Here is a 24,063-nt window from a genome sequence, read left to right on the forward strand (position 1 = left end):
CGCCGTGGGCGTCGATCCACAATACGCCGAGCCGCTTGCGGCGCTGCGCGGCGCCGGCGATGGAGCCGATCGCGACGCTGTGGTCGCCGCCGAGCAGCAGCGGGAACTGGCCTGCCACGGCAGCCTCGGCTGTTTTGCGCGCGATCGCTTCGGAAACGGACAATACTTTGCCCCAATGGCGGAGGTTGGACGAGCTGCGGGTGTCCGACTGCACATCGGGCAAATAGGCTGCCGGCTCGACCGAATAGTGGAAGCCAAGCTGCTGAAGCTTTCGTTCCATTCCGGCTAACAGAATCGCTTGCGGGCCCTGCGCCGCACCGCGGCGGCTTGCTCCCCAATCGAACGGCGCAGGGATGACCGCAATGTGCGGCTTGCGGCTTAAGTTTGTAAGAAGGTTCATCCGAGCGGCACCTCCACAGTAGAAGTGTTGTTATCCGTACCGGCCGACTTCACCCTCTAAGCTTCGATCTTCTTAATTTCTCTACTTCTTAATTTCTCTTCAGCATGCTGCGAACGACGAACCCGACATTCGCTGGCCGCTCGGCCAGTCTCCTGACGAAATACGGATACCACATTGTCCCGTACGGCACATAGCTTCTTACGGTATAACCTTGTTCTGCGAGCCTAAGCTGAAGCGGTGTCCGGATGCCGTATAGCATTTGGAATTCAAAAGCGGAATTCGGAATGCTTCGCCTTGCAACAAACGTGCGGACCCAGTCAATAATCGTTTCGTCGTGCGTAGCGACGGCCGTATAGACGCCGCTGTCGAGCCGGGAGCGGATGAGCCGTTTGAAATTCGAATCGACGTCCCCGCGTTTCGGATACGCGATGCGGGCAGGCTCTTTGTAGGCGCCTTTCACAAGGCGGACGTTCATATTGCAGGAGGTAAGGGAGCGCAAGTCGTGATCGCTTCGTCTTAGATACGCCTGAATTACGGGGCCGGCATTCGTTAAACCGTCTGCATGAAGCTTTTTGACGATGCGGAGCGTCCGCTCCGTATAGAGGCTGTCTTCCATGTCCAATCTTACGAACATCGATCGGTCAGCGGCGGCCGCTGCAATGTGCCGAATGCGCTCGTAGGCGCGCTGATCGCTAAGCGCAAGACCCATCTGGGTCGGCTTCAGCGATACGTTCCCTCGGACGCCTTTAACGGCCATTGCATCGATTAGCGCAATGTATTCATTTCGGTAACCGTCCGCTTCCTGATCAGTTCTTACCCCTTCGCCGAGGTGGTCCATCGTGACAAGCAGCTTTCGTTCGTTCAATTCCAACGCTTTCGCAAGCGCTTCGTCGCGAGTCTGTCCGGCTACGAAACGGGAAGCGCCAAGCTTCATGCCGTACTTGCGCGATAAAGCGGCCGCAGCCGGATTGCCGGCCAATCCGAGGATGACCGAACGAAACAGACGTATGCCCATATCCATCCTCGTTCTCTCCTTTCCTGCCGCGTCGCCGGATGGGATGGCAAGCATCCTTTTCCGTAAGCAAGCTGTCATGTTTTAGAATCTGTTTGCTTATATATAGACAGGAACAGGTGCCGTCATACCTTAGGGACAGGCGGATATTCGGGAAATAGGAGGGGCTTTGCGATGATGGGGGCATTCAGCAACGAGCCGATGACGGATTTCAGCCTTGCGGACAACCGCCGCGTGTTCGAGGCTGCGCTGACGGATATCAAGCGGCTGTATGGCAACTCGTATCCGCTGCAGATTGGAGGAAGAACGGTTCAATCCGAGTCCATGAGGCCGTCTGTCAATCCAGCTCGTCACGGCGAGACAGTCGGCCTCGTCGCGCAGGCGGACCGCAAACGTGCAACCGAAGCAGTCGATATAGCGGCGGCCGCTTTCGAACGGTGGAAGAGAGTTGCGCCGGCCGCCCGTGCGCGCACGTTGTATAAAGCGGCAGCGCTTCTGCGCCGCCGCAAGCACGAGTTCTCGGCATGGCTTGTCGCGGAGGCAGGAAAAACGTGGGTGGAGGCCGATGTCGACACGGCGGAAGCGATCGATTTTCTCGAATATTACGGTCGTGAGGCGGAGAGGCTGTGCGCGCCTCAGCCGCTTGTCCGCCTAGCGGGTGAAGATAATGAATGGAGCTATGTGCCGCTAGGCGTCGGAATCATCATCCCGCCTTGGAATTTCCCGCTCGCCATTATGGCTGGTATGACCGCATCGGCCGTCGTTGCGGGCAACACCGTCGTGCTGAAGCCGGCATCGGCAACGCCTGTCATCGCAGCGCGGTTCGTTCAATTGATGCATGAAGCGGGACTGCCCGAAGATGTTATCCAGTTCGTGCCGGGCTCCGGGGGCGAGATCGGCGACGTGTTGATTGACCATCCGCTGACGCGGTTCGTCAGCTTCACCGGGTCGATGGAAGTCGGGCTGCGAATTGTCGAAAGGGCGGCTAGGCTGCAGCCGGGGCAGCGTTGGATTAAGAGGGTCATTGCGGAGCTCGGCGGCAAGGACGCTATTGTCGTCGACCGGGACGCTGATCTTACGGCGGCATCGCAGGGGATCGTTCAATCGGCGTTCGGCTATGCCGGACAGAAATGCTCCGCATGCTCGAGGGCGATCATCCATGCCGATGTGTATGACGAGGTGACGGAACGCGTAGCGGCGCTTACGAGACGGCTGTCGATCGGCGATCCCGTGCTGCAAGGGACGGACGTCGGGCCTGTCATCGACCGGGCAGCGTACAATAAGATCAGACAGTATGTAGCGGCCGGGAAAAAAGAAGGACGGCTGCTCGCAGGAGGCGGCATGGATGACGGGGCCGGATATTTCGTAGAGCCGACCATCTTCGCAGACGTCGACAGCCAAGCGACGCTCGCTCAAGATGAGATATTCGGTCCAGTGCTTGCCTGCATTCGGGCGGACGACTTCGGACATGCGCTCGCCATAGCGAACGATACGCCATACGGCTTGACTGGCTCCGTCTATTCGAACCGGAGGGAAAGGCTCGAGCTTGCGCGTGAATTGTTCCATGTCGGCAATCTGTACTTCAACCGCAAATGTACAGGGGCGCTCGTCGGTGTCCATCCGTTCGGCGGCTTCAATTTGTCGGGGACCGATTCGAAGGCGGGCGGTCCGGATTATTTGATTCAATTCATGCAAGGCAAGGTTGTATCGGAAAAAATGTAAAGGCCATTACTTAACAGCCGACCGGCTAGATGCCGTTCGGCTGTTGCTATGTACGTCAGAGCTTTATAACAAGCGGAAAAGTGTGGTACGATAACGAATGGTGCATTAGAAGCATTTATTATTTGGCAGTAGTCTAATCGTTCCATTATATGGACTTATATGCGATTGGGTTTTATTTTAAGGGGGCAGCGGGAGTGAGAGTAATTGCGGGATCGGCCAAAGGGCGACCGCTCAAAGCGGTGCCTGGCATGAATACCCGGCCGACGACCGATAAAGTGAAAGAAGCGATCTTCAGCATGATCGGACCGTATTTCGACGGGGGACTCGTGCTTGATTTATTTGCGGGAACCGGAGGGCTTGGCATCGAAGCGCTTAGCCGCGGTGCGGATAAGGCGATTTTCGTCGATAAGGAGAAGCAGAGCGTAGATGTCGTCCGGCACAATACGGCGGCTGCAGGCGTAAGCGGCCGATCGGAAATATACCGCAACGATGCGGAACGTGCCGTTAAGGCGCTTGCCAAACGGGAAGAAAGCTTTCGTCTAGTGTTTCTCGATCCGCCTTACCGGATGACCAATATGGATGAATTGCTGGGTGAGCTTGCGGCAAACGGATTGCTCGAGCAAGAAGCGACAATCGTCGTCGAACACGACGCCGCGCATGTCTACCCGGAGCAATTCGGCGGATTCGAGCAGCGAAGAAGTGTCAAATACGGCGATACTGCCGTTACGATCTATACGTTCCGGCAACTGACGACAGAGCCGGCAAGCGGTGAAGATGGAGGAGAAAAGCATGACTAATCATGAAGGCGTCAACAATCGTATCGCCGTGTATCCGGGCAGTTTCGATCCCGTGACTTATGGGCATCTGGACATCATTCAGCGCGCATCCAAGCAGTTCGATACGCTGATCGTAGCGGTACTGAACAACACGAGCAAAAATCCGATGTTCACGATCGAAGAGCGGAAAGCGCTTCTGGAAGAAGTGACCCGCGATATTCCGAACGTCAAAGTTGACAGCTTTCGCGATCTTCTCGTCCGGTTCATGAAATCGAAGCAAGCCGGTACGATCGTACGCGGCATCCGTTCGGTATCCGATTTCGAATATGAGCTGCAGATGGCTTCGACGAATCATTTGCTCGCTGACGATATTGAAACGGTGTTCATGATGACAAATCCCAAATATTCGTATTTGAGCTCTAGTATCGTGAAAGAAATCGCACGGTTCAACGGTGATGTATCCGAATTGGTGCCGCCTTACGTTAGAGAGCGTCTTATCGAGAAGGGCAGCGTCAAGTAGCAACTGCTCATTTGTCGTTTCTTATTCTCTCGGCCGTCTTACCTTTTGCTTACGATAGTGCGTATCGTCAGAGACAGAGCGGCTAACGCGGCGATAAGCAGCAGGAAGGCGCATAAGGCGGCAGGGACGAATGGCCACAGCGACGGTATATCCGAAGCTCGATAGAATGATGGCAACGTTACACGGTCCGTCATCATGGCAGGCAGTACGCCAACTTCTCCGGCAGCGGCCAGCATTGAAGAGACCGGCCGCCAGATCAGTACCGCGGCTGCCGCTGCAAGCAAGGCATGAACCGCACGGTTCATAATGAACGGGAGCAGCTTCAGATCGGTGCCGGCGATAGCCGCACTTGCTTGTGCGATTGCGCCTAAGCCGCTCCAGGCAAGGGCTGCCGCTGCTGCGGCGGCAGGCCAAGCAGCGGATGAGGAATGGATCGGCGATGTGGATGCGGCATAGGCGCCCAGATGGCTTTCGAGCAGCGCTGGCAGCAGCCAATTCGGCAAGTGAAGCAGGCCGTCAATCGTATCCCAGAGCGGTTCGACCATCCGGACAAGTACGGCGCTTATGATAATAATGCCGCCAGCTACAAGCAGCTTCTGTACGGCGGCAATCGTCGAATCTCCCAGCGCCTGGCCGAAAGACCGTCCGTCGGCTTCGTATTTGCTTCGTCTTGCTGACTCTGCCCGGACGAATAGATTTTTGTGGTTAGGGTTTGATCCGGTCTGTTCAGTCTTCGCAATAAAGCTGGTCGGATGTGACAATCGTTCGGATGGTTCGGAGGAATTCCTGTGAGTGTGTTGTGCGGACTGCCGGTTCAACCGTTCGATCAGCGAGGAGAAGAATGCGGCTAGCAAGCCGCTGATCCATACCGCTATAGCAATGGAGATGCCGGCAGAGGGCTGCTTCATGAAGCCGGCTCCGACGACGATCAGCATAAAGAGCGGGTTCGGCATATGGGCTAAGGCGAGCAGCCGTTGACCTTGCGGACGGGTAAGTTTGCCGGAGCGGTGAAGCTCTGCGGCTGCTTCGGAGCCGGCGGCGTAACCGCCTGTCCAACCGGCTGCAACCGCTATTCCGGCATCGCCGGGAAGACGGAACAGCCGCTCCATTGCGGGCTCCAGCAATCGGCCTGCAAGTGCGGTTACACCGAATATCGTCATGAGCTCGGACAGCACAATGAACGGCATCAGCCCAGGGAATATGATCGTCCACCATAACGTCAGCCCTTGCAGCGAGGCTTGAAAGGTTGCGTCAGGCTGGCGGATGACAGCGGCAACGAGCAGAATGGAGACGCAAGCAAGCGCAATAGTACGCGCCATCGGCACAGCCCCTTTCCAGAATGCGTACATTGTCCGGTAAGGACGGGCATTCCTTACATTGTACGCATGGGACGGAAGAGGTAGACCATAGCATCGGTTGCTTTAGACAAACCTAAGAAGCCGTCTGCAATCCAGAACGGTGCAGGCGGCAACAGAGTGAAGCAGGCCGTTATGATGGTTGGTCGAATCCGATCTGGAGCGGCTTCTCATAATAATCCCTGAACAGCTGGCGGGAATCGGCTTGGGGTTGACGGGCGAGCGTGTAGACGGATGTAGCCCGAATATCCAGCGCCAGCATAGGCAGCGGTTGCGTTGCTCCGGCGGCGCTCATTAGCACGGGCCATCTGGAGCTGGCGCGCATTCGCTTCAGGAGCGATTGACCCGCAGGTGTAAAGCCTAGCACACGGATATAGCCTGGGCCTTCTGCCAGATTGGCCGGAGAGAGCTCTTCCTTCGAATGCCCGAGTAAGGAGGCAAGCAAAGCGCGCTGCAGCTTTGTGCGAGTGTACCGTTTGGTCTTCAATGCTTCTATTAATAGGTCGAAACGGAACGCGTCCAAGCCGCGAATCGTTTTGAGCAGCCGATGCTCAAGGCCTTCCGTCATTTCGTGTATGCCGGCGAGCTGCTCGGTTGACTTGGTCAGAATCGAGTGGAACAGCAATTTATCGAACGAGCGCCAATCGACTGCGGGTCTGCCTGCGGCAAGCTCCCGTTCCATTAGTTGTAAAGTCGAATGGGGAACGTAGGCTTGCGCTGCGTTCAGATCGCCCGCTTCGAACAGCAGCTTGCGAATGGCCGTTGCGCTGGCGATAGCCTCATCGGTAGGAGACGTATCGTTGTAGCCGGATTTCTCCCGCCGGATCGTGTAGGGCTCCATAGCGCTTCCAATCCGCTCGAGCGACAGAGTATAATGCAGCCCAAGCGAGTTATTCGGCTGCGCGACGGCGAGGGATGGGGCGCCGGTCTGCTCCATATAAGCGGCAAGGGCAGCTTCATATGCCGCTGGAAAAGGCACGCCTTCGGCAAGCTTGCTGCTAAGCATTTGCTTGAATGCCGTTGGCTCCTCGCAAAGCGCTCTTGCGGCGGCGCGGAACGGGGCGATATCGCCAGATTCACTGCCGAAGCATATAGCATCGACGATGCCGCACGCATCGAGTGTTGCGATTGCGCCGCGGGCGAACCATTCGGCCGACTGGGTCGAATAGGCGACCGGGAGTTCGAGCACCAGATCGCAGCCGCCGCGCAGAGCCATCTCGGCCCGTGTCCATTTGTCGAGCAGAGCAGGCTCCCCGCGCTGAAGGAAGTGGCCGCTCATGACGGCGACGACGGCGTCTGCTCCCGTTATTTTGCGCGACTGCTGTACATGATATAAATGTCCGTTATGAAAAGGGTTATACTCAACGACGATGCCAACCGTGCGCATTGCGATCCTCCGATAAGGTTCGTATTGATTTCTTCATCATCATAACATGCGCTGAAAATGTTGACAAAACCATCATTCAATCGATATAATAATCTTTGTTTGTTTGGGGTGATCTCATGCAATTTCGTATTCAAGAAGCATTGATCAAAGGAACGCTGCCTCCAATCCGCGAGACATTCGAAGTTGCACCGCTGCTGAAAGGGCGCAAAGACGTGTTATCGGCTAGTCCGGTACATGCCGAGCTGAACATTCACGCAGCCGAAGGCATCGTTCATGTCGACGGAAGATTGACTTCCGAGCTAGAGATGGCTTGCTCCCGCTGTTTGAACCCGGCTGCCGTTAAGGTGGACGTGCCGTTTCATGAGCAGTTCAAACCAGTCGATGCGTTATCGCCGGAAGATGAGGAATTGGACGAAGATACGATTGAGGTCGTAGGCGATACGCTCGACTTGAAGCCATACATCGAAGATATGTGGCTGCTTGAGCTTCCGTTCGTACCAATGTGCAGCAGCGACTGCAAAGGACTTTGCTCCGAATGCGGACAGAACTTGAATGATCGAGAATGCGGCTGTCAGCGCGGGGCTATTGATCCACGCCTGGCTGCACTTAAAGATTTGTTCAAAGACGACAATCAATAACTAGCTGTTCATACGGCTTGTAATTCTGTGAAGGAGGTGGGAAAGATGGCAGTACCACAACGTAGAACTTCCAAAACTCGCCGCGACAAACGTCGCACGCACTTCAAACTGGCGGTGCCAGGTATGGTGAAATGCGAGCAATGCGGAGAGTTGAAGCTTGCTCACCACGTATGCAAAGTGTGCGGGTATTACAAAACGAAAGAGATCATTTCGCAATAAGCCGGTTTCCCACTCGTAGTGCTTCATCTCACGATGAAGTGCTATTTTTTTCAAAGGCGGAACAGGCTCCGTGCACCATGCTGCGGATGCAATGACGGCGCATGCAAAGGCCGGCGGTCGATTATCGACCGATTCGGACGTTGCTTAGCGCCGTCATTTTTTATATAATTAATTAGTACCAGGTTATAATAGCTGCTTTTATTTTTAAACCGAATGCGCTGGATGAATGAGAATCGGATGGCGCAATCGGCGTTAAGGAACAATAGAATTAATCAGGAATTACTAATTGTTGATTAGATTATTGACTACGATGTGAAGGTGGTGCCGGCCATCGAACGATTGCCGAAACGTCAGCGGCACCAACAGCTGTCGAAGCTGATCGATGAAAATCCGTTCATAACGGACCGCGAATTGACTCGGCTGCTTAAGGTCAGCATTCAGACGATCCGGCTTGACCGGCTCGAGCTCGGAATTCCGGAGCTTAGAGAACGGCTCAAGCTGATGGCTGAAAGGTCGTATGACTCGGTACGGTCGCTGCCGCTGCACGAAGTAATAGGGGATATCGTCGATTTGCAACTGGACCGCAGCGGCATATCGATGTTCGAGATCGCCAACGAGCATGTGTTTTCCCGCACCGGGATTGCACGAGGACACCATGTATTCGCACAAGCGAACTCGCTTGCAGTCGCTGTCATTGATGACGAGATTGCGTTGACCGCGGCTGCCGATATCCGGTTTATCCGCTCTGTCAAGCTGGGCGAGAAATGTATCGCGAAAGCTTATGTCCGGTCGGTTTCCGGCGAGAAGAGCAAGGCGAAAGTGGAAGTGTTCACTTACGTTGGGGAAGAGATGGTTTTCCAAGGGAATTTTATCATCTACCGGTCCGCTGGAGATCAGGTCGATGAAGGAGGAATAGAACGTGCGGATCGCCATTGACGCAATGGGCGGCGACCATGCCCCCAGCCTCATTGTACAAGGAGCGCTGGAAGCGGCAGCGGAATGGAAAGATATTCATTTGGTTCTTGTAGGGGATTCGGCTCAAATCAATCCGCTTCTGCAAGACCAATCGTTGGCCAATGTTTCAGTCGAGCATGCGGACGAGGTCATAGGTCCCGACGAAGAACCGGTCAAAGCGGTTCGCCGCAAGAAGGGATCATCGATGGTCATTGCGGGGCAGCTCGTTCGTGAAGGCCGCGCGAACGCGATGATTTCGGCAGGCAATACCGGCGCGTTGATGACGACAGGGCTGCTCGTCGTCGGTCGGATGGCTGGCATTGAACGGCCGGCGCTCTCTCAACTTTTTCCTACGATGGACGATGTCGGTGTGCTGGCGCTTGATCTTGGTGCGAACATGGACTCCAAGCCGGAACATTTGCTTCAGTATGCGACGATCGGCAGCATTTACCGCAATAAGGTGGACGGCATAAGCTCGCCAAGAGTCGGACTGCTTAATGTAGGAACGGAAGAGCGCAAAGGCAACGAGCTGACGAAAGCGGCTTTCGATCTGCTGGAAGCTTCCTCGCTGAATTTTATCGGGAACGTCGAAGCCCGCGATGTCCTTCACCGGAATTGCGACGTGCTTGTATGCGACGGCTTCGCCGGGAATATTATGCTTAAAGCGATTGAAGGTACTGCCGGTACGATTATGAAGACGCTCAAGACGGAATTCAACCGTAACTGGCTGACCAAAGCGGCTGGTGCGGTGATGATGAAAGGTCTTCGTCAATTCAGCCGCAAAATGGATTACAAAGAACATGGCGGCGCATTGCTGCTAGGAGTCAATGGTCTAGTTGTCAAAGGACACGGCTCATCAGACGCGAAAGCTATCAAGAATGCGATACGTCAGACGCGCAATGCACTTATTAGCGATGTTACGACGTATATGGCGAACGAAATAAGCGGGAAGTGAGTGAACCTTTGGTGAACACGAAGTCGGTCGGTATTATTGGTATTGGCAAGTACGTGCCGGAGCGCGTACTGACGAACGCTGAGCTTGAGCAAATGGTCGAGACGAATGACGAATGGATCGTCACGCGTACCGGTATTCGCGAGCGCCGTATCGCGGCGCCTGAGCAAGCGACATCGGATCTGGCGTTCAATGCGGCGCAAGCAGCGCTGCAATCGGCAGGCTTGACGGCGGAAGACATCGATCTTATCATCGTTGCGACCATTACGCCGGATATGTTCTTCCCTTCGACGGCATGCTTGCTGCAGGATAAGCTTGGCGCATCCAAGGCGGCTGCGTTCGATCTGTCGGCAGCATGCTCGGGGTTCATATACGGTCTGGCAACGGCGTCCAGCATGATTGCGACAGGCATGTATAAGCATGCGCTCGTTGTAGGCGCGGAGTGTCTGTCCCGCATTACGGACTACACGGACCGTAATACATGCATATTGTTCGGCGACGGAGCAGGAGCTGTCGTACTCGGTCAGGTTCCTGAAGGCCGCGGGTTCAAGTCGTTCGAGCTCGGTGCTGACGGAAGCGGCGGCGAGTTGCTCAAAGTATGCGGCGGCGGTTCACGGATGCCATCTTCGACGGATACGGTCGCAGACAAGAAGCATTTCATTCACATGGCAGGCAATGACGTGTTCAAATTCGCGGTCCGCATTATGGGCGGCGCAGCGGAAGAAGCTCTCCGCAAAGCAGGCCTGGAGAAGAGTGACATCGATCTGCTTGTACCGCATCAAGCGAATATCCGCATCATTAACTCGGCGATCAACCGTCTTGAACTGCCGGAAGACAAGTGCATGGTCAACCTCGATAAGTACGGCAATATGTCGGCGGCTTCGATTCCAGTCGCGCTCGCGGAAGCGGTTGAAAGCGGACGTGTTCAAGAAGGCGACACTCTTGTTCTGGTCGGTTTTGGCGGGGGCCTGACGTGGGGTGCATCCGTATTGAATTGGTAGCTTAGTCCCGCAGGGACCGCTGCCAAGCTGGCGAAGGTATATAATCGATCGCCCGTCATTGAGGAAGTCGGTATGAAAAAGGAGGCACTCTTACCATTGGCTAATAAAATTGCTTTCGTATTCCCTGGCCAAGGCGCTCAAGCGGTTGGCATGGGGCAAGACGTTTTCGATCAATATGAAGTCTCGCGTAACGTATTTAATCAAGCTGATGAAGCTCTTGGATTCAAGTTGAGCGACATTATTTTCAACGGACCGAACGATAACTTGAAGCAGACGGCGAACACACAGCCGGCACTGCTGACGGTGAGCGTCGCTTTGCTGGAAGCGCTCAAAGGGCGCGGCCTTGCGCCGGATTATGTCGCGGGCCACAGCCTCGGCGAGTACAGCGCGCTGGTTGCAGCCGGAGCACTGTCGTTCCAAGATGCGGTGCGTACGGTACGTGCCCGCGGCGAATTTATGGAGCAAGCTGTTCCGGGCGGAACAGGCGCCATGGCTGCTGTGCTCGGCGCTGAGCGCGATGCGCTCGCTAACTTGTGCGCAGCCCTCTCTGCCGACGCTGGCGCAGTTGAGCTTGCCAACATCAACTGCCCGGGTCAAATCGTCGTATCGGGTACGGCTAGCGGCGTTCAAGCGGTTGTGGAACGCGGCAAGGATGCAGGTGCGAAACGGGTTATTCCGCTTGAAGTAAGCGGACCGTTCCATTCCTCGCTGATGAAGCCTGCCGCGGAGCGGCTTGCAGGCGTGCTTGAGCAAGCGGCAATCGCCGATGCTGCGGTGCCAGTTCTTGCGAACGTCACGGCTGAGCCGGTAACAGCGGCATCCGATATCCGCCGTTTGTTAGTCGAGCAAGTGTATTCGCCGGTTCTATGGGAAGACAGCGTGCGCAAGCTGATCGAATTAGGCGTGGATACATTCGTCGAGATCGGATCGGGCAATGTACTCGCCGGTCTGATTAAGAAAATCGACCGCAGCGTAAATGTCATCTCGATTAACAGCGTGCAATCGCTCGAAGCGGCGCTTACGCCTGCGGGGTAGTGGAACGTAAGGCAGGAAGTATTCCGATTGTGGAGGGAGCAGCACTATGTTTGCAAGCTTGGAAGGTAAAGCTGCGCTCGTAACGGGCGCATCCCGCGGTCTTGGCCGCTCAATCGCAATTGCGCTTGCTGAAGCTGGCGCAGACATTGCCGTTAACTATTCGGGCAGCGAAGCTGCAGCGGTTGAGACGGCGAATGCGATCGAGGCGCTCGGCCGCCGTGCGATTATCGTGCAGGGCAACGTCGGCAAAGCCGACCAGTTCGACGCGATGGTCAAAACGACGATCGAGCAGTTGGGCAAAGTCGACATTCTCGTGAATAACGCTGGCATTACAAGAGATAATTTAATCATGCGCATGAAAGAAGAAGAGTTCGACCAAGTCATTGAGACGAATTTGAAGGGCGTGTTCAACGGCATCAAAGCCGTTACCCGTCCTATGATGAAGCAGCGTTTTGGCCGCATCATCAACATTTCGTCCGTCGTCGGCGTGCTTGGCAATGCTGGACAAGCCAATTACGTTGCCGCGAAAGCCGGCGTTATCGGCTTGACCAAATCGTCTGCGCGTGAGCTGGCTTCCCGCGGCATCACGGTGAACTGCATTGCGCCTGGCTTTATCGAGACCGATATGACGGACAAATTGTCCGATGAAGCGAAGGAACACCATATCGGCCAAATTCCGCTTGCGCGACTCGGACAGCCGTCCGACATTGCCAATGCGGTTCGGTTCCTCGCTTCGGATGCAGCAAGCTACATGACCGGCCAAACGATCCATGTCGATGGCGGCATGTATATGTAAGGTGTTATTATAGGTTCAATTGGTGTAAAATGAAACGGTTACGCTGGCATTTTGCCTGCGATTCTCGTATAATACCATGGAGGAGGTGAACCGGATGTCCGAAGTATTGGATCGCGTCAAACGCATCGTCGTTGACCGCCTCGGCGCAGATGAATCCGAAGTTACGCTGGAAGCTAGCTTCAAAGATGACCTGGGCGCTGACTCGCTCGACGTAGTTGAGCTGGTTATGGAGCTTGAAGACGAGTTTGACTTGGAAATCTCTGATGAAGATGCAGAGAAAATCACAACTGTGGGAGAAGTAGTAAATTACATACAATCTCATACGTAAGATTCGTAAGTCCCGTTATTGCAACGGGACTTCTCTCCATCATTGGACGTTTTTCGGTTGTACAAGCAAGGCATACGAGACTTATCTCGTTACATATACATGACACAGATGGGGTTATATATACCATCCATATTGCTGTCCGTAGAGGTGAACAGAATGAAACAAAGAGTTGTCGTCACAGGCATGGGGGTCATTACCTCGCTCGGCTCCGATTTGGATCAGTTTTGGGGCAATTTGATGGAAGGAAAGTCCGGCGTTTCTCTAGTAGAAGCGTTTGACGTATCGGAATATCCAACACGAATTGCAGCAGAGATCAAAGGGTTCAATCCGGAAGATTACGCGGATAAGAAAGAAGCACGCAAGATGGACCGTTTCGTACAGTTCGCGGTTGCAGCTTCGAAGAAAGCAGTTAAAGACGCAGCGCTCGAGATCGGCGATGCGGTTGATCCAGAACGCGTAGGCGTTATGGTCGGTTCCGGCATTGGCGGACTTGGAACGTGGGAAGATCAGCACAACATTTTGCTGGAGAAAGGCCCTAAACGGGTAAGCCCATTCTTTATTCCGATGATGATCGCGAATATGGCGTCCGGACAAGTGTCGATGGCGACCGGGGCAAAAGGTCCGAACAGCACTGCGGTTACTGCTTGTGCGACCGGCACCCACTCCATTGGCGACTCGTACAAGATGATCCAGCGCGGCGACGCTGACGTTATGATTTGCGGCGGAGCAGAAGCGACGATCAGACCAACGGGGATGGCTGGATTTTGCGCCATGCGCGCGATGAGCGTGCGGAACGATGAGCCAGAGAAAGCGAGCCGTCCATTCGACGTCGATCGCGACGGATTTGTAATGGGCGAGGGAGCAGGTGTGCTTGTACTCGAATCGCTCGAGCATGCACAGAAGCGCGGCGCTCGCATCTATGCCGAGGTAATCGGTTATGGAATGAGCGGCGACGCTCACCATATGACAGAGCCTGATCCGGATGGAGCAGCACGTTGTATGGTACGAGCGTTGAAGGATGCAGGCTTGGCGCCTGAAGAGATCGATTATATTAATGCTCACGGCACATCGACGCCAGTAGGCGACCGTTCGGAGACGCTGGCGGTGAAGAAAGCGTTCGGCGATCATGCTTATAAAGTTGCGATCAGCTCGACGAAATCGATGACCGGGCACTTGCTCGGCGCGGCAGGCGGCGTAGAAGCTGTCATTCTCGGACTGACGATTCAGAATGGCGTCATTGCTCCGACGATCAACCTGGACAATCAAGACCCGGAACTCGATCTTGATTTTGTACCGAACAAGCCTCGTCAGGCGAACGTTCGGACGGCATTGTCGAATTCGTTCGGATTCGGCGGCCACAACGCGACGATCGTGATGAGAGCGTATGAGGCATGATGCGTTAGATCAATTGCAGCAAAGACTCCTCATTCGATTCAAGCAGCCGCGGCTGCTGAAGCAAGCTTTTACACATACGTCGTATGTGAATGAGCATCGCGGCAAACCGATCGAAGATAATGAGCGTCTGGAATTTCTGGGCGATGCGGTGCTGCAACTGCTCGTCTCGGAGCATCTCTTCATAACGTATCCGAACCGGCCGGAGGGCGAACTGACGCGCATGCGCGCGTCGATCGTCTGCGAGCCGTCGCTCGCGCGGTTTGCCGACATGCTCGGCTTAGGCGCAGGCGTTCTGCTCGGACGCGGGGAAGAGCAGCTTGGGGGGCGTCAACGTCCCGCACTGCTTGCCGACTTATTCGAATCGTTCATCGGCGCTTTCTATTTGGATCAAGGTCTTGACCGGGTCCGGTCGTTCCTGAACGAGCGCGTATTCCCTCATATCGAGGAGAACGAATCGCTTCTCGTGAAGGACTTTAAGTCGAAGCTGCAGGAGAAAGCTCAGCACGGCTCACTCGGTGCAGTTGAGTACCGGATAGCCGAAGAGCGCGGGCCGGCGCATGACCGTGAATTCGTTGTCGAAGTAAGGATCGGCGACCGCCCGTATGGCGTCGGCATCGGCAGGACGAAGAAGGAAGCCGAGCAGCGTTCAGCTGAGGCGGCATGCCGGCTGCTTGAAGGGAAGCAATAAAGCTATCGAAAGGCGCTGCGCAGCGGACGAGTAAGGCTGCAGCAGCGCTTTGTCGTGTTATGCGGCCGATAGCAGTATCGTTTATTTGCCCGTTATGCGGTTTCAAAGTACAATCCTGACCTTTCTTTCTCAGTATGGTACAATACTCGTTGAGGTGAACCCGTAATCATGTTCTTGAAACGGATCGAGTTGTCTGGTTTTAAATCGTTTGCCGATAAAACGGAAATGGACTTCGTGCGCGGCATAACGGCTGTCGTAGGACCGAACGGCAGCGGCAAAAGTAATATTTCGGACGGCATCCGCTGGGTGCTTGGCGAACAGAGCGCCAAGAGTCTTCGCGGCGGCAAGATGGAAGATATCATATTCGCGGGAAGCGATGCGCGTAAAGCGGTCAACATCGGCGAAGTATCGCTAACGCTTGACAATAGCGATAATGCGCTTGCGCTTGAATACGACGAAGTAACGGTTACTAGGCGCGTTCATCGCAGCGGCGATAGCGATTATATGATTAACAAACAGCCTTGCCGGCTGAAAGATATTACCGAACTCTTCATGGATACCGGTATCGGCAAAGAAGCATATTCGATTATCGGACAAGGACGGATTGAAGAAATATTGAGTACGCGCTCGGAAGACCGTCGCGGCATCTTCGAAGAAGCTTCCGGCATCGTGAAGTTCAAAGCGCGCAAGCGCGAGGCACAGCGGAAGCTGGAGGAGACGGAGCAAAATTTGCTGCGGATTCATGACCTGGTTTCGGAGCTTGAGGATCAGGTAGAGCCGCTGCGCGTGCAATCCGAGAAAGCGATCAAGTATAAAGCGTTGCGTGAGCAATTGCAAACGCAAGAAATATCGATGTATGTGCATCAAATCGAGACGGTTCACACGACGTGGAACGAATCAACAGCGAAGTTGGAGCAATTGGAGCGCGAGCGTCTGACTTACGCATCCGTCGTCAGCAAGCACGATGCTCTGCTGGAGAAGGATCGTCAACGGCTGCGCGAAATCGAGCAGGAGCTCGACCAGCTTCACGAATCGATGCTTCAGCTAAGCGAAGATTACGAGAAGTGCGAAGGCTATGGCGAAGTATTGAAGGAACGCAAACGCAATCAGGATCAGAACAAACGGCAGCTCGATGAGTCGGTCGTTACGCTTGATGAACGGATTGCGTCGCTTGTGAAAGAAGAGGCGGACTTCCGGGCGAAGGTTGCAATACTCGAAGAGGAAATGGGGAATCTTCGCGTTCAGCTTGCCGAAGAAGAAGCCCAGCTTGCCGGTACGGCCGGAGAAGCAGGACAGGAAGCCGAGGAATCACTGAAGACGGAATTGCTCGATGTGCTGAGCGCCATGGCACAGGCCCGTAATGAAATTCGCTACACCGAGCAGCAGCAGGAGCAAGTGAAGCGCCGGATGGACCGAATCGGTGACGAGGAAGCCAAATGGCGGCAGCAGCAAGAAGAACTCACGGCTCGAAGGAATGAATTATCGGAGCGTCTGGCTGCAGCTCTAGCTTCTCTCTCGGAAGTGAAAGAGAAGTACACAGAGGAAAGCGAGCAATCCCGCGCACTGTATAAAGTGTACGAGGATACACAGCAGATGGTGCGCAAATGGGAGCAACGTCTAGATGCGCTCATTTCCCGCCGCGATACGATGAAGGAAATGCAGGATGCGCTTGATGGCTTCATGCAGGGCGTCAAAGAAGTATTGAAGGCGGCCCGGAAGACGCAGGGGGGCTTGAACGGCGTTCATGGCGCGGTTGCAGAGCTTATTCGTGTGCCGGAGCGGATCGAGACGGCCGTTGAGACGGCGCTAGGCGGAGCGCTCCAGCATGTCGTCATGGAGAACGAGTCGACGGCGCGTGCTGCTATCGGATTCTTGAAGCAGCGCCAGCTAGGCCGCGCGACGTTCCTGCCGCTCGATGTTATTCGGGGGCGGAACGTATCGGAATCTGACCGCCGCCAAGTAGCGGAAGTTGAAGGATTCGTCGGTGTCGCTGCTGATCTTGTCGGTTGTGATCAACGATACGAGTCTATTGTGGCAAGCTTACTCGGCAACGTCCTGATTGCGGAGACGCTCGAGCAAGCCAACCGGATCGCTTCACGGTGCCAATACCGGTACCGGGTCGTGACGCTCGAAGGTGACGTTGTGAATGCCGGCGGCTCGATGACCGGCGGCAGTCTGCAGAAGAAAGGCGCCAGCCTGCTTGGCAGGCAGCGCCAGATCGAGCAGATGGACGAAGAAATTACGGACAACCAGCGTCAAGCGGACAAGCTGCGCGATAAGCTCGCCGATCTGCGCAAGGAACAGTCGATTCGCAGCCAGAACGTCGAGGAGCTCCGCGAGCAGAGCGAGAAGCTGCGAATTGAAGAGCAGCAGTTGAAAGCAGAGCTCCTGCAGGCAGATAAACAGCTGATGCAACTGACGGAGCAGCTGCAAGTGTATAACGCGGACCGTACGGGACAGCTGTCGGAGCAGCGCGATTTGGAAGCGGCGGCAGCCGCTGCCCGCGTGAGGCTGGAGGAATTGTCTGTCCGGGAAACGAAGCTGCAAGCCGACATACAAGCGGCTGAAGTTCGTCGCAAAGCGTCGGAATCGGCGCGCGAAGAGCTGCAGGGCCAATTGACTGATCTCAAGATATTGGCCGCGAAGACGGAGCAAGAGAAGTTCTCGATGGAGGATCAAGCTGCACGAATCCGGGCGGACATCAACCGCGCGAAGTCGGAATTGTCCGCATTGCGCGGCGTTCAAGGCCAGCTCAAGGAAGACGAGGAACGCCAGGCGGTGGAATCGGTTCAGCAGATCGAACAGTTGAACGATCTGAAGCTGCGCAAAGACAGCTGCGCCGAACGGACGGATATGAAGCGTTCGGAACGGGCTGAGATGATCAAAGGACTCGAAGACGGCGAGAGCGAGACGAAGGAGCAGCGTGCATTGCTGCGTGAAACCGAAGATAAGATGCGTCAGACCGAGATCGCCGTCAACCGCCTCGACGTTGAACTCGACAACTTGCTGCGCAAGTTGAGTGAGGAATACGAGCTAAGCTTCGAGCTGGCGAAGGAACGGTATCCAGTGCCGGAAGACATCACGGCGACACAGAACGCGGTTCGCGATCTGAAGCGGCAGATCCATTCGCTGGGCGAAGTGAATCTCGGCGCGATCGACGAATATTTGCGTGTGAAAGAACGTTTCGAGTTTCTCGATACGCAGCGTGTCGATCTGATCGATGCGAAGACGACAATCTATCAAGTTATCCGCGAAATGGATGAAGAGATGTCCAAGAAGTTCCGGGAGACGTTCGAAGCGATCCGCGGCCACTTCGTCGTCGTGTTCGCGAAACTGTTCGGCGGCGGACGCGCGGACCTGGTGATGGCAGAGCCCGACCGCATCCTCGAGACGGGCATCGATATTGTGGCTCAGCCACCAGGCAAGAAGTTGCAGAACTTGCAGCTGCTCTCCGGCGGCGAACGCGCTTTGACGGCAATCGCGCTTCTGTTTGCGATTCTGCAAGTCAAGCCGGTTCCGTTCTGCGTGCTTGACGAGGTCGAGGCGGCGCTGGACGAAGCGAACGTGGCGCGTTTTGCACAATATTTGCGCGAGTTCTCGGACTTGACCCAGTTCATCGTCGTGACGCACCGCAAGGGCACGATGGAAGAAGCGGATGTCCTGTACGGCGTTACGATGGAAGAAGGCGGCGTATCCAAGCTCGTATCGGTGCGGCTGGAGGATGACGAATCGTTCATCGACGATGGCACCGCCAGCGCATAACCATATTGATTCGCGAAGAGGAAAGGAACGGCATGATATGAGCTTTTTTAAACGGCTGAAAGAATCGATCGCTTCCAAGACGGAAGCGGTCACGAATATTTTTAAAGAAGGCTTGGCGAAGACACGGGATGCAATCGTAGAGAAGGTCGAAGAGCTGATTACCCGCCGCAAGAAGATCGACGAGGAGTTTTTCGAGGAGCTTGAAGAGATCTTAATCGGTGCCGACGTCGGCGTGAATACGGTTATGGAGCTGATCGACAAGCTGCGGGCAGAAGTGAAGGCGCGCAAAATCGAGGAGGCATCAGAGCTGCAGCCGATTCTGTCGGAACAGCTCGTTAACATCCTGAAGGGCAATGACGATCCGAAGCTTCGGATGGCGGCTAACGGTATGACGGTCATTCTGTTCGTCGGCGTCAACGGCGTCGGCAAGACGACAACGATCGGCAAGTTGGCGCATAAGTTCAAATCCGAAGGCAAGAGCGTGCTGATGGCAGCAGGCGATACGTTCCGTGCCGGCGCGATCGAGCAGCTCGAAGTGTGGGGACAGCGCGTAGGCGTTGACGTCATCAAGCAAAACGCAGGGGCTGATCCGGCTGCGGTTATGTATGATGCGGTGCAAGCGGCCAAACAGCGCGGCGTTGATGTTCTGCTCTGCGACACGGCGGGCCGACTGCAGAACAAATCGAATTTGATGGACGAGCTGAACAAGATATTCCGGGTTATTCAGCGCGAAGTGCCGGACGCTCCTCACGAAGTACTGCTCGTTCTGGATGCGGCAACGGGTCAGAATGCGCTTAGCCAAGCGAAGCTGTTCGGCGAGAAGAGCGGCGTGACCGGCCTCGTCTTGACGAAGCTCGACGGTACGGCTAAGGGCGGCATCGTCATCGCGATCCGCAACGAGCTGAACCTGCCGGTGAAGCTTGTCGGTCTCGGGGAGAGAATGGGCGATTTGCAGGAGTTCGACTCCGAGCAATTCGTTCACGCGTTATTCGCCGGTTTGATCCAAGCGAAGGAGCCGGACGAAGGGGAACAGCAATAAGTATTGCAGTTACTTTATCTTTTTGAATGCTGACAAGGATAAATACTTGACACATGATTGAACGTCCTGTAACATAAGGGAAGCTAAGAAGGTGTCAAGTATTTCGACTTGACGGGAGGGACGTGCCCGTGACGAACACCCAACCGGATGCGCTTCAGAAGACGAACCGCATCAATCTGCTGTTCGATTTTTACGAACTGCTGTTAACGGATAAGCAACGGACGTTTCTTACGCAGTATTTCATAGAAGATTTCACGCTTGGCGAGATTGCAGCCGATTTCGGCATCAGCCGCCAAGCGGTATACGAACATATAAAACGCGCAGAGACAGTGCTGGAAGGATACGAGTCGAAGCTCGGACTGTTGTCCAGACACGAAGCGCTGCGCGGTGCAATGGATCAGTTGGAAGCATGCGTTACGGCAATGCCGGATGACGGCTCCTACAAGAGTGCTCTGCGGAGTATTGCGGAGTCTCTCCGCGAAGCCGAGCAGGCGAGGAACAAATAGCGAAAGCGGGTGAATCATCATGGCGTTTGAAGGTTTGACGAGCAGGCTGCAGAACGTGTTCGGCAAATTGCGGGGCAAGGGCAAGCTGTCGGAGGATGACGTTAACGATGCGATGCGCGAAGTGCGTCTGGCCCTGCTGGAAGCGGACGTAAACTTCAAGGTCGTCAAAGATTTTGTCGCCAAGGTGAAGGAGCAGGCCGTCGGCGCGGAAGTGCAGAAGAGCTTCACGCCGGGCATGGTTGTTGTCGATATCGTGCACAAGGAGCTCATCGAACTGATGGGCGGGACAGCGACGAAGCTGGCGAAGGCTAGCAAGCCGCCGACCGTCATTCTGATGGCGGGCTTGCAAGGTGCCGGTAAGACAACATCGACAGCCAAGCTGGCGAAGATGATTATGAAGGGCAATTTGAAGCCGCTCTTGGTTGCCTGCGATATTTACCGCCCGGCTGCCATCAAGCAGCTGCAAGTGCTCGGCGAGCAAGTGAACGCGCCGGTATTCACGCTCGGCAACGATGTGTCGCCGGTCGAGATTGCGCGTCAAGGCTTGCAGTACGCGAAGGCAAACAGCATCGACTACGTAATCGTCGATACAGCGGGCCGTCTGCAGATCGACGAAGCGCTGATGGAAGAGCTGAAGCAAATCCATCAAGTCGTTGAACCTGATGAAGTGCTGCTCGTCGTCGATGCAATGACCGGTCAAGAAGCGGTCAACGTCGCGAAGAGCTTCCATGACCAGCTGGAACTTACAGGCGTCGTGCTGACGAAGCTCGACGGCGATACGCGCGGCGGTGCTGCGCTGTCGGTTAAAGCCGTAACCGGCTGCCCGATCAAGTTCGTCGCAATGGGCGAGAAGATCGAACCGCTGGAGCCGTTCCATCCGGAACGGATGGCATCGCGTATTCTCGGCATGGGCGATATGTTGTCGCTGATCGAGAAGGCGCAGTCTTCGATCGACGCCGATAAAGCGGCGGAGATGGAACGCAAGATGCGCAACGCCGAGTTCACGTTCGAAGATTTTCTCGAGCAGATGGAGCAGGTCCGCAAGCTCGGACCGCTGGATCAATTGCTCGATATGCTTCCAGGCATGAACAAGGTCAAGGGTATGAAGGACATGAAGGTTGACGATAAGCAGATTGGACGCGTTGAAGCGATCGTTCGCTCGATGACGACGGAAGAGAAGCGTAATCCGGACCTTCTGAACTATAGCCGACGCAGACGGATTGCAGCAGGCAGCGGCACGCAAATTGCGGACGTGAACCGGCTCATTAAGCAATTCGATGAGATGCGCAAGCTGATGAAGCAATTTTCCGGCATGATGGGCAAAGGCCCGAAAGGTCTGAAAGGGCTCAAAGGCTTGAAAGGCATGATGGGCAAAGGCATGAAGTTCCCGCCGGGCTGACCGCCCGGCCGGAAGGAATAGAAGTTGATTCTTGTAAGGAGGTGAATGTCAATGGCAGTTCGTATTCGTCTGAAACGTATGGGTGCTCACAAAGCTCCATTCTATCGCGTAGTCGTATCTGATTCCCGTTCCCCGCGTGACGGCCGCTTCATCGAAGAAATCGGCACGTACAATCCGGTTGCTCAACCGGCACAAGTGAACATCGATGAAGAGAAAGCGCTGAAATGGCTGCAAACCGGTGCTCAAGCATCTGATACGGTTCGCAACCTGCTTTCCCAAGCAGGCGTCATGAAGAAGTTCCATGAGCTCAAGCAACAGAAATAACTGTTGAATAGCGGAGGGCCTTGAGATGAAAGAATTAGTTCTTGTCATAGCGAAGGCTTTAGTGGATCATCCGAGCGACGTTCGCGTCAGCGAGAAGGAAGATGCGCGAGGCAATCTTGTATACGGCTTGTCCGTGCATCCTTCCGATGTCGGCAAAGTAATCGGCAAGCAAGGGCGGATCGCGAAGGCGCTTCGAACAGTCGTTTCGTCTGCCGCAGTGAAGTCCGGCCGCCGGGTTACGATCGACATCGACTCTTAATACATCAAACGTTGAAGGGTTAGGATGAATGTCCTAACCCTTTTTCGATACATAATAATGAATATATGCTGCTGCAAAAAGTCGCCTATTGAACACGAGCTTGCCTTCTGGTGCTGAATAGTCGACTTTTTGGATCAGGCAATTGCCTGAGATGGTCGGGAAAGGCGGAATAAAGCAATGGCAGATAAGTGGTATACGGTCGGCAAGCTGGTCAATACGCACGGGATTCGCGGCGAAGTCAAGGTGTGGCCGCATACCGATTTTCCAGACGTACGCTTCGCGAAGGGAAGCATGCTGACGCTGTTCGACGAGGAGAAGGGCGGGCGGCTCGAGGTTGAAGTTGTGAGCGCCAGACTTCAGAAGAACGTATATATTGTGAAGCTCAAAGGCTTCGATAATATTAACGACATCGAGAAGTATAAGGGCTGGACGCTCAAAGTGTCGGAGGATGATCTCGTCGATCTCGCCGAGGACGAATATTATTACCATGAAATTATCGGGTGTACAGTCGTGACGGATGAAGGGGAGGAACTCGGTACCGTGACCGAAATTTTGTCCCCAGGGGCCAATGACGTATGGGTCGTGAAAGGCAAAGGCGGCAACGGACGGCCGAAAGAAATATTGCTGCCAGTCATTGACGACGTGCTGCGGAACGTGGACGTTGCGGGCAAGACGATAACGGTACATCTGCTGGAAGGGCTGATCTAACGCCGTGCGGATTGACGTATTAACGCTGTTCCCGGAAATGTTCGACGGCGTATTCGGCGCCAGCATTCTCGGCAAGGCGCGTGATAAGGGGATCGTCTCTCTGTCGGCCGTTAATTTTCGCGATTTCGCGAACAACAAGCACAGTACAGTGGACGACTACCCGTATGGCGGCGGAGGAGGTATGGTGCTGAAGCCGGAGCCGATGTTCGCCGCCGTCGAGCATCTCGTACCGAAGGACGGGCCTCAGCCTCGTATCGTATTGATGTGCCCGCAGGGCGAGACGTTCACACAACGCAAGGCGGAGCAGCTGTCGGCAGAGGAGCATCTGATCTTCGTATGCGGCCATTATGAAGGCTATGACGAGCGGATTCGGGAGCATCTTGTGACGGACGAGCTGTCGATCGGCGATTATGTACTGACAGGCGGAGAGCTGCCGGCAATGGTTGTCATCGACAGTATCGTACGGCTGTTGCCTGGCGTCTTAGGCAACGAGACATCCGCTGTAACCGATTCTTTCAGCACGGGGTTGCTGGAGTATCCGCACTATACGCGTCCAGCCGTATTCCGCGATTGGGAAGTTCCGGAGGTGCTGTTGTCTGGCCACCATGGACGGATCGAGGCTTGGCGACGCGAGCAAGCGCTGCTGCGGACGCTGAGCAGACGTCCGGATCTTCTGGAGAAGGCCGATCTGACGGAGAAGGAACGCGCATGGCTGAACGGTATTGCGGAACGCGAGGAGCGGTTGATGGAGCGTTCTGACGAATAATCGTAAAAAATGCGGTATTTCCGTTGTGTTTTTGTCCGTAGTATGATATAATTTCACATGTTGTGTGAAAGTCGGACGGTCCGCTATTAGCCATGACCTGGCTTCAATGGAAGTCAGTGAGC

The 24,063-nt window shown here is 55.0% G+C and carries 25 protein-coding genes; 21 read left to right on the plus strand and 4 right to left on the minus strand.

Annotation, left to right across the window (positions count from 1 at the left end; all coding sequences use genetic code 11):
• Together PKO01S_RS13325 and PKO01S_RS13330 are read right to left on the minus strand one after the other, a co-directional pair.
• A partial coding sequence (locus tag PKO01S_RS13325) for an arginase family protein (RefSeq protein ID WP_174818571.1) occupies positions 1-400 on the minus strand: 400 nt, incomplete at its 3' end.
• Between the two features lie 88 nt (positions 401-488).
• Complete coding sequence (locus tag PKO01S_RS13330; RefSeq protein WP_127531844.1) at positions 489-1,421, minus strand: proline dehydrogenase family protein; 933 nt, start codon at positions 1,419-1,421, stop codon at positions 489-491.
• A gap of 165 nt (positions 1,422-1,586) precedes the next feature.
• Between PKO01S_RS13330 and pruA the strand changes: the two genes are divergently transcribed.
• From pruA to coaD, 3 genes are all read left to right on the plus strand, one after another.
• The gene (pruA, locus tag PKO01S_RS13335) at positions 1,587-3,134 is read left to right on the plus strand and encodes an L-glutamate gamma-semialdehyde dehydrogenase (protein ID WP_127531845.1); all 1,548 of its coding nucleotides are present in this window, start codon (positions 1,587-1,589) and stop codon (positions 3,132-3,134) included.
• 194 nt (positions 3,135-3,328) lie between these two features.
• A complete protein-coding gene (gene rsmD / locus PKO01S_RS13340) occupies positions 3,329-3,931 on the plus strand; it encodes a 16S rRNA (guanine(966)-N(2))-methyltransferase RsmD (protein WP_127531846.1) in 603 nt (200 codons plus the stop codon).
• Positions 3,924-4,430, plus strand: coding sequence for a pantetheine-phosphate adenylyltransferase (coaD, locus tag PKO01S_RS13345; RefSeq protein WP_127531847.1), 507 nt, complete (start codon positions 3,924-3,926; stop codon positions 4,428-4,430). Before rsmD ends, coaD begins: the two co-directional genes overlap by 8 nt.
• A 38-nt stretch (positions 4,431-4,468) precedes the next feature.
• Here the strand turns inward: coaD and PKO01S_RS13350 are convergent, their stop codons facing one another.
• Both PKO01S_RS13350 and PKO01S_RS13355 read right to left on the minus strand, forming a co-directional pair.
• On the minus strand, positions 4,469-5,749 hold the full coding sequence (locus PKO01S_RS13350; protein WP_127531848.1) for a nucleoside recognition domain-containing protein: 1,281 nt from the start codon (positions 5,747-5,749) through the stop codon (positions 4,469-4,471).
• 169 nt (positions 5,750-5,918) lie between these two features.
• Positions 5,919-7,172: a nucleotidyltransferase gene (locus tag PKO01S_RS13355; RefSeq protein WP_127531849.1), complete on the minus strand. Its 1,254-nt coding sequence runs from the start codon at positions 7,170-7,172 to the stop codon at positions 5,919-5,921.
• Between the two features lie 116 nt (positions 7,173-7,288).
• On the opposite strand from PKO01S_RS13355, the gene PKO01S_RS13360 reads away from it, so the two are divergent.
• The 18 genes from PKO01S_RS13360 to trmD all read left to right on the plus strand — a co-directional run bounded on the left by PKO01S_RS13360 (position 7,289) and on the right by trmD (position 23,941).
• A complete protein-coding gene (locus PKO01S_RS13360; RefSeq protein ID WP_127531850.1) occupies positions 7,289-7,810 on the plus strand; it encodes a YceD family protein in 522 nt (173 codons plus the stop codon).
• A gap of 45 nt (positions 7,811-7,855) precedes the next feature.
• Complete coding sequence (rpmF, locus tag PKO01S_RS13365; RefSeq protein WP_006036546.1) at positions 7,856-8,029, plus strand: 50S ribosomal protein L32; 174 nt, start codon at positions 7,856-7,858, stop codon at positions 8,027-8,029.
• 339 nt (positions 8,030-8,368) lie between these two features.
• A complete protein-coding gene (fapR, locus tag PKO01S_RS13370; RefSeq protein ID WP_174818573.1) occupies positions 8,369-8,965 on the plus strand; it encodes a transcription factor FapR in 597 nt (198 codons plus the stop codon).
• Entirely contained in the window at positions 8,949-9,938 is a 990-nt protein-coding gene (gene plsX / locus PKO01S_RS13375; protein ID WP_127531852.1) for a phosphate acyltransferase PlsX, read from the plus strand. Before fapR ends, plsX begins: the two co-directional genes overlap by 17 nt.
• 11 nt (positions 9,939-9,949) lie before the next feature.
• Positions 9,950-10,936: a beta-ketoacyl-ACP synthase III gene (locus PKO01S_RS13380; protein WP_127531930.1), complete on the plus strand. Its 987-nt coding sequence runs from the start codon at positions 9,950-9,952 to the stop codon at positions 10,934-10,936.
• A gap of 96 nt (positions 10,937-11,032) precedes the next feature.
• Entirely contained in the window at positions 11,033-11,971 is a 939-nt protein-coding gene (gene fabD, locus PKO01S_RS13385; protein ID WP_281278854.1) for an ACP S-malonyltransferase, read from the plus strand.
• 46 nt (positions 11,972-12,017) lie between these two features.
• Positions 12,018-12,767 (plus strand): 3-oxoacyl-[acyl-carrier-protein] reductase, encoded by a 750-nt coding sequence (fabG, locus tag PKO01S_RS13390; RefSeq protein WP_127531854.1) that lies wholly within the window; start codon positions 12,018-12,020, stop codon positions 12,765-12,767.
• Between the two features lie 94 nt (positions 12,768-12,861).
• Entirely contained in the window at positions 12,862-13,095 is a 234-nt protein-coding gene (gene acpP / locus PKO01S_RS13395) for an acyl carrier protein (protein WP_127531855.1), read from the plus strand.
• A 156-nt stretch (positions 13,096-13,251) separates the two neighbouring features.
• Entirely contained in the window at positions 13,252-14,490 is a 1,239-nt protein-coding gene (gene fabF / locus PKO01S_RS13400) for a beta-ketoacyl-ACP synthase II (protein WP_127531856.1), read from the plus strand.
• A complete protein-coding gene (gene rnc, locus PKO01S_RS13405; RefSeq protein ID WP_127531857.1) occupies positions 14,480-15,178 on the plus strand; it encodes a ribonuclease III in 699 nt (232 codons plus the stop codon). The genes fabF and rnc overlap by 11 nt, the downstream gene beginning before the upstream one ends.
• 168 nt (positions 15,179-15,346) lie before the next feature.
• Complete coding sequence (gene smc, locus PKO01S_RS13410; RefSeq protein WP_127531858.1) at positions 15,347-18,940, plus strand: chromosome segregation protein SMC; 3,594 nt, start codon at positions 15,347-15,349, stop codon at positions 18,938-18,940.
• A 37-nt stretch (positions 18,941-18,977) separates the two neighbouring features.
• Positions 18,978-19,979 carry a signal recognition particle-docking protein FtsY gene (gene ftsY / locus PKO01S_RS13415; RefSeq protein WP_218031479.1) on the plus strand — a complete coding sequence of 334 codons (1,002 nt, stop codon included), beginning with the start codon at positions 18,978-18,980 and terminating at the stop codon, positions 19,977-19,979.
• A 128-nt stretch (positions 19,980-20,107) separates the two neighbouring features.
• Complete coding sequence (ylxM, locus tag PKO01S_RS13420; RefSeq protein WP_127531859.1) at positions 20,108-20,485, plus strand: YlxM family DNA-binding protein; 378 nt, start codon at positions 20,108-20,110, stop codon at positions 20,483-20,485.
• Positions 20,486-20,504: 19 nt separating this feature from the next.
• Positions 20,505-21,884: a signal recognition particle protein gene (gene ffh / locus PKO01S_RS13425; RefSeq protein ID WP_127531860.1), complete on the plus strand. Its 1,380-nt coding sequence runs from the start codon at positions 20,505-20,507 to the stop codon at positions 21,882-21,884.
• Positions 21,885-21,935: 51 nt separating this feature from the next.
• Positions 21,936-22,208, plus strand: coding sequence for a 30S ribosomal protein S16 (gene rpsP, locus PKO01S_RS13430; protein ID WP_127531861.1), 273 nt, complete (start codon positions 21,936-21,938; stop codon positions 22,206-22,208).
• 25 nt (positions 22,209-22,233) lie between these two features.
• Positions 22,234-22,467, plus strand: coding sequence for a KH domain-containing protein (locus PKO01S_RS13435; protein ID WP_127531862.1), 234 nt, complete (start codon positions 22,234-22,236; stop codon positions 22,465-22,467).
• A gap of 177 nt (positions 22,468-22,644) precedes the next feature.
• A complete protein-coding gene (rimM, locus tag PKO01S_RS13440) occupies positions 22,645-23,175 on the plus strand; it encodes a ribosome maturation factor RimM (protein ID WP_127531863.1) in 531 nt (176 codons plus the stop codon).
• Between the two features lie 4 nt (positions 23,176-23,179).
• Complete coding sequence (gene trmD, locus PKO01S_RS13445) at positions 23,180-23,941, plus strand: tRNA (guanosine(37)-N1)-methyltransferase TrmD (RefSeq protein ID WP_127531864.1); 762 nt, start codon at positions 23,180-23,182, stop codon at positions 23,939-23,941.
• Positions 23,942-24,063: the final 122 nt, after the last annotated feature.

The organism is Paenibacillus kobensis NBRC 15729, assembly GCF_004000825.1.
Lineage (GTDB): Bacteria > Bacillota > Bacilli > Paenibacillales > Paenibacillaceae > Paenibacillus_T > Paenibacillus_T kobensis.